Consider the following 21,493-nt stretch of genomic DNA (forward strand, 5'->3'; position numbering starts at 1 on the left):
GCACGACACAAAACCTGGGAGACGCCAGAGGTGACGACGGCAGCGAACGCTGTTCAGCGGTGAGTCGCGATCCAGATCAATAGCCCCGCCTGAAACACTGCAAAGGTTACCAGGCAGGCGATGGTGAAACGCAGCCCGGCGTCGTCGCGGCGGAATTTGTTAACGCGATCTTCGGCTTTCTTGATCGCGACTTCCTGCTCCTGGATCTTCTGCTCGGCCTGCTGCAACATCTGCGCGGCGTCGAGGATCTCGACCAGTTGCACCTTTTCGGTGTTCCAGGTGTTGTTCAGGTTGCCGATCTTGGCGTCCTTGACCGAACCTTTCAGGTGCTGAGGGTCGGCATAGGCCACTTCGAAGCCTTGGGTCTTGAGGAAGTGGTCACGGCGCAGGCGAGTGTCTTCGTTCAGCGCATCCTTGTTCGCCAAGGCTGTGCCTTCGATACGGTACTCGGACCAGCGTTTCTGCGCCCAATGAATGCCTTGCGCCAGCATGAAACGGCCCAGCCCCCGGTTCCACGGTTCGATCTGCAAGCCGGATTCGGGACCCACTCGCACGGCACGGTTGGCGTGGTCGACCCAGATATCAAGGTTGTTCTGTTCCTTGCGAGTCTTCTGGCCCGGCAGGTGATACGTCATGCGCAGCAGGCTGAAGTCCTTGCTGTGACGTTCTGCCCGGCCGAATTCGACGAAGCGCAGCGGACGGCCCCCGGTGGCCCGGTCCGTCGGCAGCGGTGCCAGGCGCAGCATCGAAAAATGCTCGGCCTGCACGTCTTCCCACAAGACGGGTGCAGCATCGCCTTCCTGGCTCTCGATTGGCGCGACCGCGTTGGCTTCCATGATTGCTTCTGTCATTACGGCGATCCTGTGTTCTCGACATTGCCCGGCAACACAATGCCAGCAACCCGATATCGGCCGTTTTTGCTGAATCTGAAGGGAGAAGCCGTGCGGGCGGCGATGAAACGCCTGTGGGAGCGAATTCATTCGCGATTGGCCAGTACATTCGATACATCTCCGTCGACTGTATGGACGCCTCGTCGGAATGCCGCCCAGAATAAATTCGCTCCCACAGGGTGGGGTGAGGCTTGGCGCTAAGCCTTGGGCACCGACCCGATAAACGTAAGTATGCGATCCGACAACTCGCTGGCCAGCGGCAGCTGCGGGTCTTTATAGGAGGCCAATTGACGTTTCATGTCCATCGGCACGATGCGCAGCACGTGGTTCATGCCGTCGATAATCGCCAATTGTGAATCGGGCTTGGCCTTGTGTAGCAATTCGGCATCGCCCACACCCACCTGCATGTCGTTGCGCCCTTGCAGGATCAGCGTTGGAATCTTCAGCTTGCCGAACGCTTGGGCCGGGTTCTGCCGGAACAGCGAAATCAGGTACGGCTGAACGCTCGGGCGGAACACGACCTGCAACGGATCGGGCACGTCCGGGTCGGTCTTGCCAGCCTTCATTTCTTCGATCAGTGCCTCGCTGCGAGCCAGCAGGGGAGGCGGAAGCCGGTCCTGTAATTGCTCGCGAATGACCTGGTCCACCGGTCGTCCCGTGCCCGCCAGGGAGATCAACGCCGTGGCGCCCGCCCGTTCCGCCGCCAACGAGGCAACGAGCGCCCCCTCGCTGTGACCGAGGATGATCAATTGGCCGAGCCGCGAGTCGGTCTTGAGTTTTTGGCTCCAGGCCACCGCGTCATCGACGTATTTTTCGATGGTCAGATCCCGCTCATCAGGGGTGGCGGGGCGACTGGCCGCAACGCCGCGCTTGTCGTAACGCACGCTGGCGATGTTGTGCCGGGCAAGAATCACCGCCAGGCGCTTCATGCTGTCGTTGCGGCCGCCGTCGGTGTTGTTGCCGTCGCGGTCGGTCGGTCCGGAGCCGGCAATAATGAGCACCACCGGCACCGGTTCCTTGGATTTGGGCAGCAGAAGGGTGCCAAATAGCTCTCCCGTCCCGGTTTCCAGAGAGACAGGACGTTGCAGCACGACCGGCGTGCCTGCGTTGGCGAGGGAAGACAGCAAAGTGAGGGTCAAGGCGATTACTCGCAGCGGCCGTAAGCCGCAAATCAGGGACATACCACGTAGCATCGCAAGGCCATCATCAATAAAGTGTGAAATTGGACGCAGCCAATCGAATAAGGTTCGGGCGTGATATAGACGTTGACCCTGCGTATACTGGCGCGCTCTTTTTAGACTTTTTGGTTTTTGGTCGATTTCTCGGAGCCTCCCGCATGTCCGGCAATACCTTCGGCAAGCTGTTCACTGTCACCACCGCAGGCGAAAGCCATGGCCCGGCGCTGGTTGCTATCGTTGACGGCTGCCCGCCAGGTGTCGAGCTGTCGCTGGAAGACCTGCAGCGCGACCTGGACCGCCGCAAGCCCGGCACCAGCCGCCATACCACTCAGCGCCAGGAAGCGGATGAAGTCGAAATTCTCTCTGGCGTGTTCGAAGGCAAGACCACCGGCGCGTCCATCGGCCTGTTGATCCGCAACACCGACCAGAAATCCAAGGACTACTCGCAGATCAAGGATCTGTTCCGTCCGGCCCATGCCGACTACACCTACCACCACAAATACGGTATCCGCGACTACCGTGGCGGCGGTCGCAGTTCGGCCCGGGAAACCGCGATGCGCGTGGCGGCCGGTGCTATCGCCAAGAAATACCTGCTGACTCAGGGCATCACCGTGCGTGGCTACATGAGCCAGCTCGGCCCTATCGAAATCCCGTTCAAGACCTGGGAATCGGTCGAGCAAAACGCCTTTTTCAGCCCTGATCCGGACAAGGTCCCGGAGCTGGAAGCCTACATGGACCAGCTGCGCCGCGATCAGGACTCGGTCGGGGCGAAGATCACTGTCGTCGCCGATGGCGTGATGCCGGGGCTGGGTGAGCCGATTTTTGACCGCCTGGACGCCGAGCTGGCCCATGCACTGATGAGTATCAATGCCGTGAAGGGCATCGAGATCGGCGCCGGGTTCGACAGCGTCTCCCAGCGTGGCACCGAGCACCGCGACGAGATGACCCCGGAAGGCTTCCTCTCCAACAATGCGGGCGGCATCCTCGGCGGCATCTCGTCAGGTCAGCCGATCGTCGCTCACCTGGCGCTGAAAGCCACGTCGAGCATCACCACCCCGGGCCGCTCGATCGACATCGACGGCAACCCGGTGGACGTGATCACCAAGGGCCGTCACGACCCGTGCGTCGGCATTCGGGCCACGCCGATTGCCGAGGCGATGATGGCCATCGTGCTGCTCGACCACTTGCTGCGCCATCGCGGCCAAAACATCGACGTGCGGGTCAACACCCCGGTTCTGGGCCAGCTGTAATGCGGGAGTCCGGCGCGGCCGCCACGGGCAATTGACCGTGGCGGCGCTTCCTTACTGGCGGCTGTCCAGCTTTTACCTCTTCTATTTCGCCCTGCTGGGTTCGACGGCGCCGTTTCTGGCGCTGTACTTCGATCACCTGGGCTTTTCCAGCGCGCGCATTGGGGAGCTGGTGGCCATCCCGATGCTGATGCGTTGCGTGGCGCCGAACCTGTGGGGCTGGCTGGGTGACTACACCGGTCGGCGTCTGGCGATCGTGCGTTTCGGCGCGGTCTGCACGCTGGCGTGCTTTTCTCTGATTCTTATCGACAAATCCTACGCCTGGCTGGCCATGGTCATGGCGCTGCATGCCTTTTTCTGGCACGCCGTGTTGCCGCAGTTCGAGGTCATCACGCTCGCGCATTTGCAGGGCCAGACCGCCCGTTACAGTCAGATTCGCCTGTGGGGTTCGGTGGGGTTCATCCTGACCGTGGTAGGGCTGGGACGACTGTTCGAGTGGTTCAGCCTTGATGTGTATCCGCAGGCGCTGCTGTTGATCATGGCCGGGATCGTCGTCAGCAGTGGATGGGTGCCCAATGCGCAGCCGCCTGCATCGACCCAACGACCTGCAGGGGAAGGGTTTCTCAAACAACTGTTCAGCCCCGGCGTACTGGCTTTCTATCTATGTGTGGCGTTGATGCAACTGAGCCACGGGCCGTATTACACCTTTCTCACGCTGCACCTTGAGCACCTCGGTTACAGTCGCGGCATCATCGGCATGCTCTGGGCGGTTGGCGTGGTCGCGGAGGTGCTGATGTTCCTGGCGATGAGCCGTATCCTGCAGCGATTCAGCGTGCGTCAGGTCTTGATCACCAGTTTTGCGCTGGCGTCGTTACGCTGGCTGTTGCTGGGGAATTTCGCGGACCATCTGACGGTGTTGATCTTCGCTCAGTTGCTGCACGCGGCGACGTTCGGCAGTTTTCACGCCGCTGCCATCCATTTTCTACAACGCAGTTTTGGCCCTCGTCAGCAAGGGCAGGGGCAAGCGTTGTATGCCGCGTTGTCCGGAACCGGAGGGGCAATGGGGGCGCTGTACTCCGGCTACAGCTGGAATGCGCTCGGCGCGGAGTGGACGTTCGCCATCGCGAGTCTAGCGGCACTGATGGCTGCGATCCTGGCGGCGATGCGCATGAGAGAGGTGTCTCTCTGACTCCAAACGGCTGCCTATTAACGGCCGGTTTCACCGTTTGACTGAATGAACCTGCGTCTGCCGAACATCGTATCGGCGAGCGATTGAACCGAGGAACCCCGCAATGAGCATTCTCTCCGTCTATCACGTGTCCTCCCCGGAGTTGCCGAACAAGGTGTTGACCCACCTTGAAGACATCGCCTCGACCCTCGCCGAGCACGGCATTGTTATCGAACGTTTGCCCGCGGCCACCCCCGTTGCTGCAGGCGCGCCTCAGGACGACGTCAACGTCGCCTACCGTGATCAGATCAGCCAATTGAGCGCAGAGCGCGGTTGTGTGGCCAGCGCTGTGATCAGTGTCGACGACCGTCACCCGCAAAAAGCCGAACTGCGTGCGGGGCTCCTCGACGAACATCAGCACAGCGCGGACGAAGTGCGATTTTTCGTTGCGGGGCGTGGGCTCTGTTCGTTTCACCTTGGGGATTTTGTCTACGCCGTGCTGTGCGAAAAGAACGACTTGATAACCGTCCCGGCGGGAACTCGGCAGTGGTTCGACATGGGCGAGCAGCCTCGGGTGGTCGCTATTCGCTTGTTCGGTTCGCCAGAGGGTGAGCGAATGAAGCTGACGGGCGATGAGCTGGCCCGTCAGTTTCCAGGTCTGGATGACTGAAACCGGCATTCACCAGCAGGGTTAGGCCTTGATCCACTCCTCGTCTTTTGAACGGCTCGCATCCTTGATGTGAGCCGTTTTTGTTTCAAAAGCTGGAAAAATGTAAGCAAGTTTTGGTTGTTGTGTAAGAAGTCGCCTGTTTATCAGTCAGGCATGCCTGTTTGTTTTAACCCCTGTGTTTAACCCCTTCAGACTGTGTAACCCTTTATCTGTCGAAGCCTGAAGGCCTTTGAGCGCGCCCTGCTCACGGACCTCCGTGCAGACCTTGGCGCGTCGACAGGCCGCTGTCCACTTAAAACTCTAAAGCGCCATTCAGGGACGACACAGCACGTTTTTTAAACGGAGGGGAAGATGAAAAACGTAACAACAGGGACGCTGAGCCCATTGATCGAGCAGATGGTCAGCAGCGTCACCGAACAGGACGGCAACGCCGCCATCGCCAACGCGCTGGACTGGCTCCGAGCGGAATGCGGTTGCGAACGGGCCATGTTCTATCAGTACCGCGAGGGATTGCTGCTCAACTGCATCACGTCCAACGTCGACGTCTACTGGAAAGAGCTTTACAACCAGGGGCGGCTGATGATCGAAGACCCGGTCATTCGGTGCTTTCGCCATACCATGGGGTTTCTCGAATGGGCGGACGCGTTCGACACCTATCCACCGTCGTCGGCCTATCTGGCGGCGGTCGAGGACTGTGCCCTGCTCCCGGCGCTGTCCTACGGCTACACCTGCGAGAACCGGGTCAACCGGGGCGTGGTCAGCGTCTGTTCGCTCAACGGCATGGAACGGCCACTCAGCCATAACGACCGTTATCTGGTGACCAGCCTCGTTCCCATGCTGCATGTCGCGGGCAAGGGGCGACAGTTTCAGACCCGGGCACTGACCGGTAAAGAGCTGGAAATCCTCAAGTGGGCCCGAGAGGGTAAGACCGCATGGGAAATTGCATTAATCAAAGAACTGTCGGAGGCCACCGTTAAGCATCACTTCAAAAGCATCTACGCCAAATTGGGCGTGACCAACCGCGCGCAAGCCGTGGGCGAGGCGCTGTGCCGAGGCATCATCCGCTAAGCGCAACCAACGTTCCGGCGTACGCAACATCCGTTGACGCCTGAACCGACTGCGCAAAAAAAAAACCGCGATCGCACTGAGTGCGATCGCGGTTTTGTGCGGAGTGTGCGTCAGTCAATGCCCGCAGTATCCACGCAGACGCTTAACGCGTGTGATAAGTCGGCAGATCGAAACGGTGTTGGCTTTGCAGCATGGAAATCGCTGGCAGTTCGCTGGCCTGAGCCGCCAGGTCGCGGCGAATCGCGCTGATCACCCACTCCAGTTGCACCGGGGTGTGCAACTGAGCGTAGGAGACCGAACGACGGATCTGTTTGCCTTCGTGATTGCGCAGCGACAACAGCACACCACCGTCGGGACGAGGCTGGGTGTTGACTTCGAAGTCGGAAAATACGGATGCGAATTTTTCTTGAATGAAAGTCATGTCTAGCGGCTCCATTGCTCAGTGATAACAAGCTTGGTAGGACTAGTGCAGTGACTGTGCCAGTATTGTTGTCTGTAAAAAATGCTTTAAAAACAGCTGGTTATAAATTTCGAAGATTTTCTTTTTCGTGCATTTTGCAAGATTGGCCATCGGGCATCCTGCATTTTGCCGGAGTAAAGGGAGCGGGGAGGAGGGGAAGTGGGGCGCTGTTGAAATCTGAGACAGCGATACCCTGTATTTATTTCACCGTGTGACCTGGATTTTTCCTGCGGGCGATAAACGGCTTTTTCTATAGCGGTGATCAAAAAGGTTCGCTGGCGAAACAGGGCCGCGCCTGCCATCGTTCGCAACATCGCAGCAGATGAGCGTGGAACTTGGCCCAGACTGCGGGCCTCTCAACGTTCTGTTGCACCGCTGGCGAGAAAGATGATTGATCAAGGGTGCCCCGTGCGGCGCTACAGGAGAATGGAATGTCTGACACCCCGAACAACCCCGGCGCAGCCACCCGCATGACCGATGAAGAAGCGCTGGAGTTCGCCGAACAAGTGTTCGACCGTGCTCGTGCAGGTGATGCCGTGATGCTGGACCGCTTGCTGGAAAACGGGTTGACCCCCAATTTGCGCAATCACAAGGGCGACACGCTGTTGATGCTCGCCAGTTATCACGGCCACCAGGACGCTGTGAGCGTGCTGCTCAAACACGGAGCGGACCCTGAAATCCGCAACGACAATAACCAGAGTCCGATTGCCGGGGCCGCCTTCAAGGGCGATCTGGACGTGGTGAAACTGCTGGTGGAAGGCGGGGCGGATGTCGAGGGCGCAGGGGGCGACGGTCGCACCGCGCTGATGATGGCCGCGATGTTCAACCGCACCGCCATCGTCGATTACCTGATCGCCAACGGGGCCAACCCCAACGCCAAAGACGCCAAAGGGGTCACGCCGCTGATGGCCGCCCAGACCATGGGCGCAACCGACACTGCAGAGCAGCTGACGCGTTTGATGGTGTAACCGAAAAAAGAGCCTGCGCTGCGGCGTACTCTGGTTCCGTTACAGCGTTAACCGATAGAGGCGCGAAGGATTTCCGGCTATCCTTCGCGCCTGTTTTTTCGTCCGGACTCCTTCGCCATGAAAGCTTCACTCATCGAATTCATCAGCAAAATCAGCTCCGGCTGCATGAGCGACGAGGAAATCGACGCGATTGCCGACGAAGCCTCCCGAGCGTACGCCGACCCCGAGGCCTTTCTCGCCGCCAATCCGGACATCAACTACGACGACACCTTCCCCATCCCGCTGGGCGAATGGGTGGTGGTCGGCAGCCTGCCGGAAACCGTGATGTTCCAGGCCGACAACTACATGGACCTGTTCAGTGAAATCACGGCCTCTTTCGGCCCCGGCGTGACCTTCAACATCAAGCCTAAACAGCTTGCCAAGACCGAGCCCCTGACTGCGTTGAACCGGATTCAGATCCAGCTCGGCAGCATGAACAAGGAAATGGGCGGTTACGTGCTGATGAACCTGAGCGAGCCGCTGGACGATGAGCTTCAGACCGTGCTCGTGTTTGGCAATGATCAGGCTCGGGTAATGGCGTTGGGTGTTGAGCTGGGCATCTTGATCGAACCTGCCCTAGAGGCCCTGAAGGCTCAGCAGTAAGTTCGCTTCATCTATAAATTCTCAGGATCTTTCAGTTTTTTCAGGAGCCATGCGTGACCTCTTCCGACATCCACATCGCCCGATACGCGCCGGGCGACGAGCAGGGCATCGTTGATTTGATCGTGCCCATTCAGCGTGAAGAGTTCGGGATTGAAATCACCGCGAAAGACCAGCCGGACCTGATGCAGATCCAGTCGTTTTACCAAGCCGGCACCGGCGACTTCTGGGTGGCGCGCAAGGACGGGGACGTGGTCGGCAGCATTGGCCTCAAGGACATCGGCAATCAGGAAGCGGCGCTGCGGAAAATGTTCGTGGCAGGCCCTTGGCGGGGGCGGGAGTACGGCGTGGCTCGCCAGTTGCTCGAATGCCTGATCAATGAGGCGAAAGCTCGCGGCGTGAGGCGCATTTACCTGGGCACCACCGCGAAGTTTCTGGCCGCCCATCGCTTCTACGAGAAGCACGGTTTCGAACTCATCGAGCAACACCAGCTGCCCGACACCTTTCCAGTGATGGTCGTGGACACGCGTTTCTACGCGTTGTCGTTGTGAGGCCCATGCTGTTCGCCGGGATGTGTGTGTGATGACTGCGTTTTACCTCAAGTTGCTGATTACCCCGTTGCTGATGCTGTCCATTTCACTGGCGGCGAAGCGCTGGGGCACCCATATCGGCGGGCTGCTTTCCGGTTTGCCGGTCACTTCGGCCTCGGTCATGCTGTTTTTGAGTCTGGAGCAAGGTCCTGGTTTTGCGGCGCAGGCGGTTCCGGGCGCGCTGGCAGGTGTGGCGGCGATCCAGGCGACCTACCTCTTTTATTACCGGGTGACGCGCCGAGCCTCGGCCTTGATCGGCTGCCTGGGCGCCCTGGCGTTTTACGTGTGCGTGGCGCTGGTCATGAACGGAATCGGCTCGCTCGTGGCATCCATTGCGGTGACGTTGTGCCTGGTCGCGGCGATCATTCGCGCGACGACCCAAGGGGCGGAAGCCGGGGCAGGGGGCTATGTGCCGGTGCCGCGTTGGGTCATCCCGATGCGGATGCTGACCGCCACCTTGCTGCTGCTGGCCATCACGGCGGGCGCGCAATGGCTTGGGCCGGTGGTCAGCGGCTTTCTTGCACCGATCCCCGTCATCGCCTGGCCCCTGGCTGTTTTCGCTCACGTGCAGGGTGGTCGTCACGAACTCGGGGCCATCGTGCGTGGCAACGCAATTGGCGCTATCGGGGTGGTCGCGTTTTACCTCTGCCTCAAATTCATGGTCGAGCCATGGGGGATTTTCGCGGCGGTGGCAATGGGCGTGACGTTAGCGGTGGTGATCACTGCCGCGCTCGCGGCGCTGACCCAGCCACGTCGTTAGGGTACTCACCGCATATTTGTGTCATGAGCCCCACAACCCACGGAACCCCGGACAAGCGTCGCCACTCCTAACAGGGCAAGCCTCATTAAGGAGCGACACCATGGGTTCCACTTTTAATGGTCTGATTGGACTGATCATTCTGGCCCTCGACATCTGGGCCATCATCAACGTATTGAAGAGCGGCGCAGAAACCGGGATGAAAATCCTCTGGGTGCTCCTGATCGCACTGCTGCCTGTGCTGGGCCTGATCATCTGGGCCATCGCCGGTCCACGGGGCAATGTACGAATCTAGACCTCGGTCTAACGGCTTCAGAACATCAACGCCTGCCGGGTTCCGACGCGTCCCGCAACAGGTTTACGCGAAATGGCGACTTCGGTCGCCATTTTTCGTGTGGGTTCGGATTGCACACAGGCGGCTCATTCGCGAGCCCTGCATGGGTTGCGACGGTACGGGTGCAACACTGCACCATTGACCGCTTTGCGCATTCGCAACATGATTTGATCACCTGCGCGCGAGAGAACCGGGCATGAATGAAGTTCTTCATAATCAAAAGCCCGAGTGGATGGCCATTGCAGCGATTATCGACGCAGTGGGTCGCCGGGACTTTTATGCCACCGTATTGGAGACGCTTGGACGTTACATTAATTGCGAACGCTGGCTGGCCATCAAATACAGTCGATTCTCCGCGCCTGAGTTCATTGTCAATACCTCCTTGAGTGATGAGGCCGTTGAACAATATATGCACCAGCTTTATCGCATCGATCCCTTACTTCGCCTGGTGACTGAAGACCGCGTTCCCGCCGTGGTGACTTTTTCGCTCATGCAACATGAAGACGACTCCAATCTTTATTACGATGAAATCTTTAAATCTGGACAAATTCTGGATGAATTGACGTTGATGCTGCCTGTCATGGGCGGGGGCTACCTGGGCTTCTGTTTCGATCGGGAATCCACCCTGTTCAACGACGATGAAATCGCTTTGTTCACCGGCCTCTATCCCATCGTGGTGGCGGCTCACGCAGCGCACATGCGCACCGAATTCCTGCAGGGACTGGGCGCGCTCTTCGGGGATGGCAAGGTCGGTGTTCTCACCCTGGGCGATGACGATCACGTCATGTACCAGAATCCGGCGTGGAACACCCTGGCGGGCCATGCCCTGGATAAGGGCACCTTGGATTTCATTCTGAGTCAGCCCGAACTGATTGCCGTCCAGGTTCAAGGGCTGATTGCCCATTGGGAATATTCACGAAATGTCTCGGCTTCCGCGTCCGGAGTCCGGGCAGTGTTTCTTGAACGAAAGAGCGAAGGGTACATACAAACCGACGTTAAAGAGTTCTTTGAGCAGTTCTATGACATTTACCACCTCAGCCCCCGTGAGCGCCAGTTGGTGGAAAAAACCTTACGCGGGTATTCAATGCCGGTCATTGCGCAAAAGCTCGACCTCAGCTTGGGCACCGTGCGCAATTATAAGCAACGCCTTTATGCAAAGCTCGATATCACCAGCGAGCGGGAAATCTTTTCACTGTTCATGATGCACATGTTCGGGCAGGCCTAGCGGGGCGTGGTGCAGGTTAGCACTATTGGGGCAATCATTGATGGACGATAACATCGCCTTCAAGGCTGGGCGCGCACGCTGATAACAGGGTGTTCACAGCGCCTGGTCTACAACGACAACAATATGAACTTGAAGATTCGCGGTTGACGCGAGCGGCGGGAGTTTGCCCATGAACAGCACACCGGTTGACAAAGATTATTGTCAGGAAAAGGGACATCACCTGCAGCGTGAACTGAACTTTTCTTCCACTTTCTCTCTGGCGTTCGCCTTCATATCGCCCATCGTGGCCCTTTATTCCATCTTCGGCATCGGCATTTTGACGATCGGCCCGGCCTTTTGGTGGGGACTGGTGGTGGCCATGGCTGGGCAACTGTTAGTGGCGCTGGTTTTCGCCATGCTGGTATCGAGATTTCCCTACGAAGGCAGCATTTATCAATGGTCTAAATACTTGCTTGGCTCCAGGTTCGGCTGGTTTGCAGGTTGGACGTATATCTGCACGTTGCCGATCACCATCGCTACCGTCGCGCTGGGCGGCGCAGGGTTTGTGGCGCAGCTATTTGGTACCGATGCGACCGACAAGATGATCAGTGTGCCGATCGCGTTGTTTCTTATCGCATTCGCCACGTGGGGCAACACCCAGGGCCGCAAGATTTTCTCGACCATCGTCTGGCTGTGCATCGGCGCCGAAGTGATCGGTTCGGTGGGCATTGGCGTACTGTTGCTGGTGGAGTTCAAGGTCAACGCGCTGTCGGTTCTAATTCCCGATGCGCAGGTGTTTGCGTGGCCAGAACCGGGCGTCTCCGGCTTTTTCTCGTCTAAGGTGGCGCTCGCCATCGCTTACTGCGGATGGGCGTTCGTGGGGTTTGAAAGCGCCGGTGCCGTCGCCGAAGAAGTGAAGGACCCTGAGCGTGCAGTGCCCAAGGCGATGTTGTTCTGCCTGTTGTCCGTGGGGGCTGTGGTGGCATTTTCGGCTTTTTCGCTGATTCTTGCCTTGCCCACGCTGGCGTTTCCGGCAGGCAGCGATCCGGTCACCGTGACGTTGATTACTCACCTTGGGCAAATCGCCTACAAGGGCATGCTGGTCCTGTTCGTCATTGGTTTTCTCGCGTGCATGCTGGGCATCCAGGCGTCGGTTTCTCGGGTGATCTGGGCTTTCGCCCGGGACAGGACCATTCCGTGCTCGGATTTTCTGCGGCAATTGAGCGGTGACGACAAGTTGCCCACTCGGGCTTTTCTGTTGACGGGCGGGTTATCGGCGCTGTTGTTCATGTTGTCGTTCACCAATCTCTATCCCTTGTTACTGGCGTTCAGCATTGCCGGATTCTATATCGCCTTTGCTTTCCCGTTGGTGGGAGCGTGTGTGAGCGTCTTGAAAGGCGAGTGGCGGGAGGGGCCTTTCTCGTTGGGTAAGTTGAGTATTCCCGTGATCTTTGTTGCGACGGCCTGGACCGTATTCGAAGCCGTCAATATTTCCTGGCCGCGTTATCCAGAACTTTCCTGGTACGAAAACTGGGCCGTGCCGATCATGATCGTTTTCCTCGCCGCCGTGGGTGTCGCCATTCATTCAAAGTGCGCTTCTCCTGCCCATGCGCACTCCTCGCTACGCACGGTCGTTGCCGATCACGAATAAGGCTGAATCATGGAGACAGTTGCAATCGTGAACGGCGAACGGTATCTGGCGCTTCGTGTTCGACTGGAAACCGGATTGAGAAAACTGCTGGCACCCAGCAGCCCGTCGTTGAATACGCTGTTTAACGCCATGGCGTATGGCGTATTCGAACCGGGAAAATGTTTACGGCCACTGCTGGCGTACAGCGCGTGCGAGGCGATGGGCGGATCGCTTGAAGCAGCGGACAGTGTCGCTTGCGCAGTGGAGCTGATGCACGCCTATTCGCTGATTCATGACGACCTCCCGGCCTTGGATGACGCACTTGTTCGTCGAGGCAAACCCGCCTTGCACGTGGCCTATGGCGAGAGCACGGCGCTGATAGCAGGGGATGCATTACAGGCGCTGGCGTTCGAATCACTGGCGCAGTCTTCGTCGGTCGATGCCGAGACCCGGCTGCGCATGGTGACCGTGTTCGCCAAGGCCGCAGGGCCCTCAGGACTTGCAGGCGGTCAGTTTCGCGACATGGCACTGGCCGGAGCGCGACCGACGCCTGAGCAGATCGGTGAAATGCAGTGGTTGAAAACCGGTGCGTTGATCGAAGCCAGCGTGGTGCTGGGGGCCATGGCGAGTAGCGCTGGGCTGGACACGAAACGCTTCAGGGCTATCAAGGCATACGCCGGGCACATCGGCAGGGCCTTTCAAGTGCGCGATGACATTTTGGATGTGATCGGCGATCAGGCCGTTGTGGGCAAAGCCATTCACGCAGACCAATACGCCGATAAGTCCACTGCTGTTTCTTTGTTGGGACTTCAAGGCGCGCGGCATTACGCCTGGAAACTTTTATCGGACGCATTAACGGCGCTGGCTGAATGTGGCCCGCAAGCCAATGCTCTTCGACAACTTGCCCATGTTGTCGTGGAACGCGAACGTTAACCGCACTCACAGTCTTGCCCAGCGTAATAGCGAATTCAACGATAGTGCAGAGTTGCAGTATTTGAATTATTGGGTCGCCCGTTGAACATGCAAACCATGGTGCTCGAATACTTCGCCGTTTCGACGCCTCTGCATAAAAACAAAGAATGAGGTAATTGTGATGACCATCGAAAGAATGAATTATCCCGACGGCTATTTTCCGGTCGACGAATATCAAAGTCGCTGGAAGAAAGTAGAAGACGAAATGCGCCTTAAAGGCTATGAGCTCGCCATTGTCTGGGGCAAGACTGCCGGCCATTATGAGCGGGCGATGGAAACGCTTTGGCTGACCAATTTCTGGTCGGAACATTCTGGCCAGGAACCGGATTCTCCGATCTGGAACGCCCGAGGTTTTTGCTGCGTGATTCTGGAACCCGGCAAAGAACCGGAGTTGCATGCCGATGTCGCCACGGTACGGCGTCGAATGGTGCGCTGTGGCGATTACTTCTTCAGTGACGATCCGATCAGCAGCGTTGCCAAGGCCCTGAACGCCCGAAAGCCACGTGGCAACGTGGTATTCGTCGGTTCGGATAACTTGCCGATGAAATACGCTCATCAGCTCGCTGAGCAGACCCCGGGTATTCAATTCGAATATGACGACAACCTGATCCGTCGCTGCCGTCGCATCAAGAGCCCGCGAGAGCTCGATATGTTTCGTGAAGCAGGGCAGATGGTGTCCAGCGCCTTGTACCGGGTATGCGACAGCCTCTACGCCGGCAAGACTGCAGCGGAAGCGGCGGCCGAGGGCGCATACGAACTGACGCGGCGCGGAGGCGGCTGGCTACGCATTCCCGTGAACTTCGGGAATGACGAGGACAGCCAGTTCTTCGAGCGAGATCCCATGTACGGGTACTCGATGGGCGCGCCGAGCAAGGGCGATATGGTCCGCACCTGGATCTACGGCCCCACCCATCAAGGGTACTGGCTAGACCCAGGCCGCTCGCTGGTGTGCGGCGGCAAACCGACACCCGAACAGCGCTCGCTGCTCGTGGACTCTTACTCGATCACGGAAGCCGTGATGAACTCAGTCAAGCACGGTGCTCGGGTGCTTGACGTGGTGGGCGAGGCCGAACGTGTGCAAGCGCGGGTCGCCGAAGAAGAGGATCTGGCCGCCAAGCAATGGCCGTACTTCGGCCATGGCAACGGCTCAATGTGGGAACACCCGATCATCAACCGAGACTCGGTCACAGCGGACGATATTTTCGAAGAAGGCATGGTGGCCTCCGGGGAGTCCTTCATGACGCGAAAAGGGGTGGGCAGCGTGGGCTGGGAACAAAACTTCATCGTCACCCGAACCGGAATCGAGTTGCTGACGACCACCCCAGTGTTCTGGTTCTGATCGACGACCCATCCTTCGACCTTTCAGGGCGCGGCGCCTTGCGACTTGGGTGCGGCGCTCTTTTTTATTGAGGCGTACATGAACATTTTTCTGGCACAAATGCCCATCGCAGATGCACAGGTCGAGATCAACCTGAGCAATATGCTGTCGATGGTCCGTAATGCTCCGCTCGATACCGATCTGCTCGTGTTTCCAGAGACAACGCTGTCAGGTTTCCCGACTGCAGATGAGATCCACCGCATCGGACTGGCCGCCGACAGCAAGCCCATACGGCTCATTCAGGAGGCGGCACGCAAGAGCGACAAGGCGGTGGCATTCGGATTTTGCGAGTTGGCTGACGAGCGCGCGTACAACACGGCAATGCTGATCGATCGTGCTGGGCGCATCGCTCTCAAGTACCGCAAGACGCACCTCTGGCCCGACACGGATTGGGGAGTGTTCGAGGCCGGCTCGCAGTATGCGGTGTGCGAAATCGCCTCGCTGCGCGTCGGCATGCTCATCTGCTATGACATCGAATTCCCCGAAACCGCCCGATCGCTCGCTGTGTTGGACGTTGATCTCATCCTGGTGCTGGATGGCAACATGAACCCTTACGGCCCCGTCCACCGCCGTGCAGTGATCGCGCGGGCAATGGAAAACCAGTGCTTCGCCGTGCTGGTGAACCGGATTGGCGAAGGCAAGGGTCTGTCATTTCCTGGGGAGAGTGTCGCTGTCGACCCATTCGGGACTGTGCTGGTCGAGGCTATCGACGGCCATCCCGTTCGCGTCATGCTGCGCCGCGAATGCATTGAGGAATGCCGAAGCGCTTACCGCTATCTGCGTGACCGTCGTGCCGCGCCACTGAGTTCCGAACAGGTGATCAGCGAAGGCGGCATCCCCAATACCATCAGCGTCATTCCAGCCTGATCAGCTTGCGCTTGAAGAGTGATAAGGCGCTGAACAACCGCCTCCCGCGGCGTTGGAGGCTTTTGCACGTCGTCACTCAACTTAAAATTATCGAATTATTTGTTATGTATACGTAACATGGTTTAGGTAATGTTACGTTTAAATAACATGGGCCTTGATGCATTCCGATGTCACGTATACATTGCATTTACTCAGCGATGTTATGCAGGCATGACAAATGGACGCAAATCTCCTCATTGAGCGTTTGGGGCATCAGATTGAAAGCATGCGCAAGGCACGGGGCCTTACGCAGCTTCAATTGGCGGCGCAATCCGGGCTAACACGGCAAAAGCTGGCAGAGATCGAAAAAGGCAGTCCTACCGTCTCCATGAAGTTCTATGCGAGCGCTTTGGCAGCCCTCGGTGCCGAAATCAGCGTGGTCCCTGCCCGGCGTCCCTCCTTTGAAGAATTAAGGGAGGTCTTTCGATGAAGCCGCTGGACCGGGTGCGTATTCTCACGCCGCAGGGCGAAAGCGGTGAATTGTCGGGGGCAGAGTCGGGTGACTACCTGTTCCGCTACGGCCTGGATGCCACGCCCACTTCGCAAATCAGCCTGACGATGCCCGTACGTGATGCAGCCTTTATTTCCCGCAACCTGCATCCCGTCTTCCAGATGAACCTGCCGGAAGGATACGTGCTGGAGCAACTGCGCAATCGTCTCGCCAAAACCACGCCGCTCAACCCGATGTTGCTGATGGCGTTGACCGGCAGCGGTTCCCCCATCGGCCGTGTCGCGGTTCAGTCGGCGATGATTGATGAGCTGTTGGCGGCGCAGAACGCTGCCGAAGGGCGAAGCCTGAGCCAGATCCTCACGTGGGACGGTACTGAAGACCTGTTTGCCGAACTGGTTGACCGCTATCTGTTGCGCACGGGCATCTCGGGAGTACAACCCAAAGTCATCGTCCCGGAGGGAGCCTTCGTTACCGATCCCAAAGCCACGCTGTTGATGCCAGAGCTGATCGTCAAGTCGGGACGTGCCGACTTTCCGGGGCTGGCCATCAACGAATATGTCTGCATGGACGCAGCGCGGCGGGCGGGAATGCCGGTACCGGAATTCCATCTTTCCGATAATCGCCAACTGTTCGTGATGCGACGCTTTGATCGCGATGCCGAGCAGCGCCCGATCGGCTTTGAGGACATGGCGGTCCTCATGGGATTGGGCACCGAGCAAAAGTACGATTCCAGCTATGAAAAGATCGTCAGGGCCATTCGGCTGTTCTGCGCGCCTGAACATATTCAGACATCCCTTGAGCAGTGCTTCGACATTGTGGCCTTGAGTTGCATGGTGGGTAACGGCGATGCCCATTTGAAGAATTTCGGCCTGCTGTATCGCGATCCATTGGGCGCCGATGCGCAACTGGCGCCGGCCTACGACATCGTCAACACCACGGCCTATCTGCAAGACGACTCGCTGGCCCTTCGACTGGCGGGGTCAAAAAGCCTGTTCGGTTCGCGCCTGGGCATTCTGGAGCTGGCGCAGACGTGCAATATCCGCAAACCGAAGCCGCGCCTGTTGAAGCTGATCGCGGCCGTGAACGCATCGCTTGAAGGGAATGCCTCCTTGGCAGAACACGCCCCTGAAGTATTCAACGCCATTCAGTATGCGGTGGGTCTTTACGCCCAAACCTTCTGCGACAAATGAGAGAAAAGCGTTTGTAAGAAAATGTTAGAACCTCGTTCAAACGACGGAATTTTCACTGTTTCGTCGCGAAACTCCGCATCGCTTTGCGACCTCTTCAAGATTGACGAGACCTTTCAACGCGGACCCGGTCATGAAGAATGCGCCGCATTGGTGGTAAACACTGGGCGATCACGTAATATTTGCCCCCCGCGACCCACACCGGCGTTCTTTCGATGTCACCGGGCGCACAGGCTTTTCGAACTTAAACCTGAATCCAACGGACTCTACGACACATGGCCAAACCGGACGCCCCGGCGCGCGCGCCGCAACCTACCGTCAAATCGCACCTGGCCTATACGCTGCTGAGCGGGCTGGCGCTGATGGTGCTGTACACCCTGTTGCGCGTCGCGCTGCTGGTCTACAACCGCGAAGGGATCGGCGCGACGCCGGCCTCGACATTCATTGAGGCGTTCGGCAACGGTCTGCGTTTCGACCTGCGGTTGGTGGTCTACATCCTGATCCCGCTGCTGCTGGCCTTGTTCAGTGCGCGTTTGATGGCCGCGCGGGGTCTTTTCCGTTTCTGGCTGACGCTGGTCGCGAGCCTGACCACGTTCTTCGGTCTGATGGAGATGGATTTCTACCGCGAATTCCACCAGCGCCTGAACGGCCTGGTCTTCCAGTACGTGAAAGAAGACCCGAAAACCGTTCTGAGCATGATCTGGTACGGCTACCCGGTGGTGCGTTATCTACTGGCCTGGGCCTTGCTGACCTGGCTGCTCAGTCTGGTGTTCAAAGGCATCGACCGCCTGACCCGTCCCCGTGGCGGCTTCAATATCGGCAGCTCCAGCAACCGCGTGGTAGCCCCGTGGTACACCCGCGTTGGCGTCTTCGTGCTGTGTCTGGTGGTCGCGGTGATCGCAGCGCGCGGCACCTTGCGTCAAGGTCCTCCACTGCGTTGGGGTGATGCCTACACCACCGAATCGAATTTCGCCAACACCCTGGGCCTGAACGGCACACTGACGCTGATCGCCGCCGCGAAGAGCCGGATGTCCGAAGACCGGGACAACATCTGGAAGGCCACCCTCCCGGTGGCAGAAGCCCAGCAAACCGTGCGCGACATGCTGCTGACCGCCAACGATAAGCTGGTGGATTCGGACAAGGCCGCCGTTCGACGCGACTTCAATCCGCCCGCTGCCAACACGCTTCCGATCAAGAACGTTGTCGTGATCCTGATGGAAAGCTTCGCCGGTCACTCCGTAGGTGCACTGGGTGACGAGTCCAACATCACGCCGTACTTCGACAAGCTGTCGGAAGAGGGCCTGCTGTTCGATCACTTCTTCTCCAACGGTACGCACACCCACCAGGGCATGTTTGCGACGATGGCGTGCTTCCCGAACCTGCCAGGCTTCGAATACCTGATGCAGACCCCGGAAGGCAGTCACAAGCTGTCCGGCCTGCCGCAATTGCTGAGCGGCGCCCGCAAGTATGACGACGTGTACGTCTATAACGGTGACTTCGCCTGGGACAACCAGTCCGGGTTCTTCAGCAACCAGGGCATGACCAACTTCATCGGCCGTAACGACTTCGTCAACCCGGTGTTCTCCGACCCGACGTGGGGTGTGTCCGACCAGGACATGTTCGACCGTGGCGCGCAGGAACTGAAAGACCGCGAAGCCAAGGGCAAGCCGTTCTATGCCTTGCTGCAGACCCTGTCGAACCACACGCCGTACGCGCTGCCCACCAACCTGCCGGTGGAACGCGTCACGGGTCATGGCACGCTGGACGAGCATTTGACGGCGATGCGGTATTCCGACTGGGCGCTGGGGCAGTTCTTCGAAAAGGCCAAAAAGGAGCCGTACTACAAGGACACCCTGTTCGTGGTCGTGGGTGACCACGGGTTCGGCAACAACGAGCAGATCACCGAAATGGACCTGGGTCGCTTCAACGTGCCCATGCTCATGATCGCACCGGGCCTGCAAGACAAGTTCGGCAAGCGCAGCAGCATTGTCGGCACGCAGATCGACATCGTGCCGACCATCATGGGCCGCCTCGGGGGCGACACCGTGCACCAGTGCTGGGGCCGTGACCTGCTGAACCTGCCAGCGGGCGATCTGGGCTTCGGCGTGATCAAACCCTCGGGCAGCGAGCAGACCGTGGCAATCGTCACGGGCAACCGCATCCTGATCGAGCCGAAGGAAATGGAACCGAAGATCTACAACTACGAACTGGGCACCAAACCCCACGCTGAACTGGTTCCGAACGCGCCTGACATCGCCGAACTGCGCAAGAAGCTCGACAGCTTCCTGCAGACCGCGACCAAGAGCCTGTTGGACAACACGGCCGGTGTGAAAGACGCCAAGCCGTAAGCCGCGTCCTGCATGAAAAAAGAGGCCTGTCTGGCCTCTTTTTTTTGCGCGTAAGTCCCGTTGCGCCAAGGCAAAAAACGTTGAACGAATGCTAAAAACGCGCAGTCCGATTTCGGTAGGCCGACGTGCGGCCTGACTGAGGAGACATTGATGAAAGTCTGGACTATTTCGTTTCAGGATAAAGATGGGGTGCAGCAGAGCCACAATCTTGAACTGGAACACCGTCCCAGTGAGGAGGAAGCTGCGCAGCACCTGCGCCCGATTCTGTTCCCGGTCGTCAATGAGCTTGATCTGAACGATCTGGACGGTCGATCAAAGGCGCCCACGGCTGAAATTCTGAAGGAGCAGAATGCGGTGCAGATCATCTCCATCGTGGAGGCGTCCTGAAAAAACCTGTGCAATCTCCAACGGTTGCCAATTGGCAACGCGCCAGAAATGGGCGTAGTCTGCGATTGAGGCCGGTGAAGCATCCAACCGCGCCAGTTCGCGTACGGATGCCTGATTTGTAACAGCGGCACCGGCCTTGTCAGCGACATGCTTGAATCCCAGGTGACGGATGATCCGTTGCTTGATGCCCCTTAAGGGGCATTTCGGGATGGTTGAAACTCTATCTATCGTTGCATAGGAGGACGTTTCATGAGCACGACCTATCAAGAAGACATCAGCAGTCACGTACTGCGCCGCATGAAAGAAGGCGGTTTCGACTTCGCACGTATCCATCCTATCGAGTTCTACGCAGTCTTCCCGGACGAGGAGCGGGCGCGTCAGGCGGCGGAAAAGTTTCGCGGTGAATCCCTCAATACCCAAGTCAACGCCCGTGAGGACGGAGCGTGGCACCTGCAATTGAGCAAATTGATGTACGCCACCTACGACGGCATCGGCGACTTCGAGCAGGATTTCCAGACTGCCATTTTAGGGCTGGATGGCGAGGTCGAGGGCTGGGGTGTGAAGCAGGAGATCAAGCGGCTTCATTAGAGCGGTGCCTGGCCTCAAGCTTTGTGATGATCCATTGAGGGAGCGAATTCATTCGCGAAAAAAGGGGTTCGGGCAATGGAGAAGTGGTGGCTGTACCTACCAATCGCGAATGAATTCGCTCCTACAGGTTCAAGTTCGCCAAAGTATCAAGCACGACATTGATTCGCAGAACATCAAAAACAGGGCAAAAAAAAGCCGCTCGGATAGGAGCGGCATAAAGGGAATATCGGTAAGCAATCCTGTCACGCCAACACTCGCCGATGCAGTCTGCAGCGAGGTTGTCTGCGTGAATGGCGCGATTATTCGCGAACAAAGTCAGGCCGGGAAATCAACTCTGACTATGCTTCCAATAGGTTTTTCTGCAGCAGGACGCTTCTCTTTGAAGCGTAGGGGAATGGGTTAGAGCGCTTCTTGCACAGGAATGGTGCGAAGGCTTTCGCTGTTTTATTCAACTCATTGATTTTAGAGCGTTT

At 58.2% G+C, this 21,493-nt stretch carries 22 protein-coding genes; 19 read left to right on the forward strand and 3 right to left on the reverse strand.

Features of this window, described 5'->3' with window-relative positions; all coding sequences use genetic code 11:
* Positions 1 to 53: 53 nt before the first annotated feature.
* Positions 54 to 851 (reverse strand): hypothetical protein, encoded by a 798-nt coding sequence (locus tag ACWKWE_RS11960; protein ID WP_166594938.1) that lies wholly within the window; start codon positions 849 to 851, stop codon positions 54 to 56.
* A 236-nt stretch (positions 852 to 1,087) separates the two neighbouring features.
* Complete coding sequence (locus tag ACWKWE_RS11965) at positions 1,088 to 2,083, reverse strand: alpha/beta hydrolase (protein ID WP_341963710.1); 996 nt, start codon at positions 2,081 to 2,083, stop codon at positions 1,088 to 1,090.
* A 143-nt stretch (positions 2,084 to 2,226) separates the two neighbouring features.
* Between ACWKWE_RS11965 and aroC the strand changes: the two genes are divergently transcribed.
* The 4 genes from aroC to ACWKWE_RS11985 all read left to right on the forward strand — a co-directional run bounded on the left by aroC (position 2,227) and on the right by ACWKWE_RS11985 (position 6,221).
* Positions 2,227 to 3,318 (forward strand): chorismate synthase, encoded by a 1,092-nt coding sequence (aroC, locus tag ACWKWE_RS11970; protein ID WP_483850636.1) that lies wholly within the window; start codon positions 2,227 to 2,229, stop codon positions 3,316 to 3,318.
* Between the two features lie 37 nt (positions 3,319 to 3,355).
* Positions 3,356 to 4,504 (forward strand): MFS transporter, encoded by a 1,149-nt coding sequence (locus ACWKWE_RS11975; RefSeq protein WP_483850637.1) that lies wholly within the window; start codon positions 3,356 to 3,358, stop codon positions 4,502 to 4,504.
* A 103-nt stretch (positions 4,505 to 4,607) separates the two neighbouring features.
* Positions 4,608 to 5,153 (forward strand): 1,2-dihydroxy-3-keto-5-methylthiopentene dioxygenase, encoded by a 546-nt coding sequence (locus ACWKWE_RS11980; RefSeq protein ID WP_483850638.1) that lies wholly within the window; start codon positions 4,608 to 4,610, stop codon positions 5,151 to 5,153.
* 351 nt (positions 5,154 to 5,504) lie between these two features.
* Positions 5,505 to 6,221: a helix-turn-helix transcriptional regulator gene (locus ACWKWE_RS11985; RefSeq protein WP_483850639.1), complete on the forward strand. Its 717-nt coding sequence runs from the start codon at positions 5,505 to 5,507 to the stop codon at positions 6,219 to 6,221.
* Between the two features lie 142 nt (positions 6,222 to 6,363).
* Here the strand turns inward: ACWKWE_RS11985 and ACWKWE_RS11990 are convergent, their stop codons facing one another.
* Entirely contained in the window at positions 6,364 to 6,642 is a 279-nt protein-coding gene (locus ACWKWE_RS11990; RefSeq protein WP_166594944.1) for a DUF3509 domain-containing protein, read from the reverse strand.
* 470 nt (positions 6,643 to 7,112) lie between these two features.
* Between ACWKWE_RS11990 and ACWKWE_RS11995 the strand changes: the two genes are divergently transcribed.
* The 15 genes from ACWKWE_RS11995 to ACWKWE_RS12065 all read left to right on the forward strand — a co-directional run bounded on the left by ACWKWE_RS11995 (position 7,113) and on the right by ACWKWE_RS12065 (position 21,020).
* Entirely contained in the window at positions 7,113 to 7,649 is a 537-nt protein-coding gene (locus ACWKWE_RS11995) for an ankyrin repeat domain-containing protein (protein WP_166594945.1), read from the forward strand.
* A gap of 117 nt (positions 7,650 to 7,766) precedes the next feature.
* On the forward strand, positions 7,767 to 8,291 hold the full coding sequence (locus ACWKWE_RS12000; protein ID WP_166594946.1) for a hypothetical protein: 525 nt from the start codon (positions 7,767 to 7,769) through the stop codon (positions 8,289 to 8,291).
* A 53-nt stretch (positions 8,292 to 8,344) separates the two neighbouring features.
* A complete protein-coding gene (locus ACWKWE_RS12005; protein WP_483850640.1) occupies positions 8,345 to 8,839 on the forward strand; it encodes a GNAT family N-acetyltransferase in 495 nt (164 codons plus the stop codon).
* Between the two features lie 31 nt (positions 8,840 to 8,870).
* Positions 8,871 to 9,638, forward strand: coding sequence for a hypothetical protein (locus ACWKWE_RS12010; RefSeq protein ID WP_166594948.1), 768 nt, complete (start codon positions 8,871 to 8,873; stop codon positions 9,636 to 9,638).
* Positions 9,639 to 9,738: 100 nt separating this feature from the next.
* Complete coding sequence (locus ACWKWE_RS12015; protein WP_166594949.1) at positions 9,739 to 9,930, forward strand: PLDc N-terminal domain-containing protein; 192 nt, start codon at positions 9,739 to 9,741, stop codon at positions 9,928 to 9,930.
* A 235-nt stretch (positions 9,931 to 10,165) separates the two neighbouring features.
* Complete coding sequence (locus tag ACWKWE_RS12020) at positions 10,166 to 11,194, forward strand: helix-turn-helix transcriptional regulator (RefSeq protein WP_166594950.1); 1,029 nt, start codon at positions 10,166 to 10,168, stop codon at positions 11,192 to 11,194.
* A 169-nt stretch (positions 11,195 to 11,363) separates the two neighbouring features.
* The gene (locus ACWKWE_RS12025) at positions 11,364 to 12,824 is read left to right on the forward strand and encodes an APC family permease (RefSeq protein ID WP_483850641.1); all 1,461 of its coding nucleotides are present in this window, start codon (positions 11,364 to 11,366) and stop codon (positions 12,822 to 12,824) included.
* Between the two features lie 9 nt (positions 12,825 to 12,833).
* Entirely contained in the window at positions 12,834 to 13,736 is a 903-nt protein-coding gene (locus tag ACWKWE_RS12030; RefSeq protein ID WP_483850642.1) for a polyprenyl synthetase family protein, read from the forward strand.
* Positions 13,737 to 13,896: 160 nt separating this feature from the next.
* Positions 13,897 to 15,114, forward strand: a complete 1,218-nt coding sequence (locus tag ACWKWE_RS12035) for a M24 family metallopeptidase (RefSeq protein ID WP_166594953.1) — start codon at positions 13,897 to 13,899, stop codon at positions 15,112 to 15,114.
* A 78-nt stretch (positions 15,115 to 15,192) separates the two neighbouring features.
* Positions 15,193 to 16,020, forward strand: coding sequence for a carbon-nitrogen hydrolase family protein (locus ACWKWE_RS12040; protein ID WP_483850643.1), 828 nt, complete (start codon positions 15,193 to 15,195; stop codon positions 16,018 to 16,020).
* Between the two features lie 217 nt (positions 16,021 to 16,237).
* On the forward strand, positions 16,238 to 16,489 hold the full coding sequence (locus ACWKWE_RS12045) for a helix-turn-helix domain-containing protein (RefSeq protein WP_341963719.1): 252 nt from the start codon (positions 16,238 to 16,240) through the stop codon (positions 16,487 to 16,489).
* Complete coding sequence (locus ACWKWE_RS12050) at positions 16,486 to 17,700, forward strand: type II toxin-antitoxin system HipA family toxin (protein ID WP_483850644.1); 1,215 nt, start codon at positions 16,486 to 16,488, stop codon at positions 17,698 to 17,700. The genes ACWKWE_RS12045 and ACWKWE_RS12050 overlap by 4 nt, the downstream gene beginning before the upstream one ends.
* 272 nt (positions 17,701 to 17,972) lie before the next feature.
* Entirely contained in the window at positions 17,973 to 20,045 is a 2,073-nt protein-coding gene (locus tag ACWKWE_RS12055; RefSeq protein ID WP_483850645.1) for an LTA synthase family protein, read from the forward strand.
* A gap of 150 nt (positions 20,046 to 20,195) precedes the next feature.
* Positions 20,196 to 20,432 (forward strand): hypothetical protein, encoded by a 237-nt coding sequence (locus ACWKWE_RS12060; RefSeq protein WP_483850646.1) that lies wholly within the window; start codon positions 20,196 to 20,198, stop codon positions 20,430 to 20,432.
* A 249-nt stretch (positions 20,433 to 20,681) separates the two neighbouring features.
* Complete coding sequence (locus tag ACWKWE_RS12065) at positions 20,682 to 21,020, forward strand: ribonuclease E inhibitor RraB (protein WP_166594959.1); 339 nt, start codon at positions 20,682 to 20,684, stop codon at positions 21,018 to 21,020.
* Positions 21,021 to 21,493: the final 473 nt, after the last annotated feature.

The sequence above is a fragment of the Pseudomonas salicis genome (assembly GCF_057128705.1).

Excerpts from the sequence above, each read along its gene's own strand:
- ACWKWE_RS11960 (WP_166594938.1), bottom strand. The coding sequence starts at position 851 with ATGACAGAAGCAATCATGGAAGCCAACGCGGTCGCGCCAATCGAGAGC.
- ACWKWE_RS12000 (WP_166594946.1), top strand. The coding sequence starts at position 7,767 with ATGAAAGCTTCACTCATCGAATTCATCAGCAAAATCAGCTCCGGCTGC.
- ACWKWE_RS12015 (WP_166594949.1), top strand. The coding sequence starts at position 9,739 with ATGGGTTCCACTTTTAATGGTCTGATTGGACTGATCATTCTGGCCCTC.
- ACWKWE_RS12060 (WP_483850646.1), top strand. The coding sequence starts at position 20,196 with ATGAAAGTCTGGACTATTTCGTTTCAGGATAAAGATGGGGTGCAGCAG.
- ACWKWE_RS12030 (WP_483850642.1), top strand. The coding sequence starts at position 12,834 with ATGGAGACAGTTGCAATCGTGAACGGCGAACGGTATCTGGCGCTTCGT.
- ACWKWE_RS12035 (WP_166594953.1), top strand. The coding sequence starts at position 13,897 with ATGACCATCGAAAGAATGAATTATCCCGACGGCTATTTTCCGGTCGAC.
- ACWKWE_RS11995 (WP_166594945.1), top strand. The coding sequence starts at position 7,113 with ATGTCTGACACCCCGAACAACCCCGGCGCAGCCACCCGCATGACCGAT.
- ACWKWE_RS12050 (WP_483850644.1), top strand. The coding sequence starts at position 16,486 with ATGAAGCCGCTGGACCGGGTGCGTATTCTCACGCCGCAGGGCGAAAGC.
- ACWKWE_RS12020 (WP_166594950.1), top strand. The coding sequence starts at position 10,166 with ATGAATGAAGTTCTTCATAATCAAAAGCCCGAGTGGATGGCCATTGCA.
- ACWKWE_RS12045 (WP_341963719.1), top strand. The coding sequence starts at position 16,238 with ATGGACGCAAATCTCCTCATTGAGCGTTTGGGGCATCAGATTGAAAGC.
- ACWKWE_RS11990 (WP_166594944.1), bottom strand. The coding sequence starts at position 6,642 with ATGACTTTCATTCAAGAAAAATTCGCATCCGTATTTTCCGACTTCGAA.
- aroC (WP_483850636.1), top strand. The coding sequence starts at position 2,227 with ATGTCCGGCAATACCTTCGGCAAGCTGTTCACTGTCACCACCGCAGGC.
- ACWKWE_RS11965 (WP_341963710.1), bottom strand. The coding sequence starts at position 2,083 with ATGCTACGTGGTATGTCCCTGATTTGCGGCTTACGGCCGCTGCGAGTA.
- ACWKWE_RS11980 (WP_483850638.1), top strand. The coding sequence starts at position 4,608 with ATGAGCATTCTCTCCGTCTATCACGTGTCCTCCCCGGAGTTGCCGAAC.
- ACWKWE_RS12065 (WP_166594959.1), top strand. The coding sequence starts at position 20,682 with ATGAGCACGACCTATCAAGAAGACATCAGCAGTCACGTACTGCGCCGC.
- ACWKWE_RS12025 (WP_483850641.1), top strand. The coding sequence starts at position 11,364 with ATGAACAGCACACCGGTTGACAAAGATTATTGTCAGGAAAAGGGACAT.
- ACWKWE_RS12040 (WP_483850643.1), top strand. The coding sequence starts at position 15,193 with ATGAACATTTTTCTGGCACAAATGCCCATCGCAGATGCACAGGTCGAG.
- ACWKWE_RS11985 (WP_483850639.1), top strand. The coding sequence starts at position 5,505 with ATGAAAAACGTAACAACAGGGACGCTGAGCCCATTGATCGAGCAGATG.
- ACWKWE_RS12010 (WP_166594948.1), top strand. The coding sequence starts at position 8,871 with ATGACTGCGTTTTACCTCAAGTTGCTGATTACCCCGTTGCTGATGCTG.
- ACWKWE_RS12055 (WP_483850645.1), top strand. The coding sequence starts at position 17,973 with ATGGCCAAACCGGACGCCCCGGCGCGCGCGCCGCAACCTACCGTCAAA.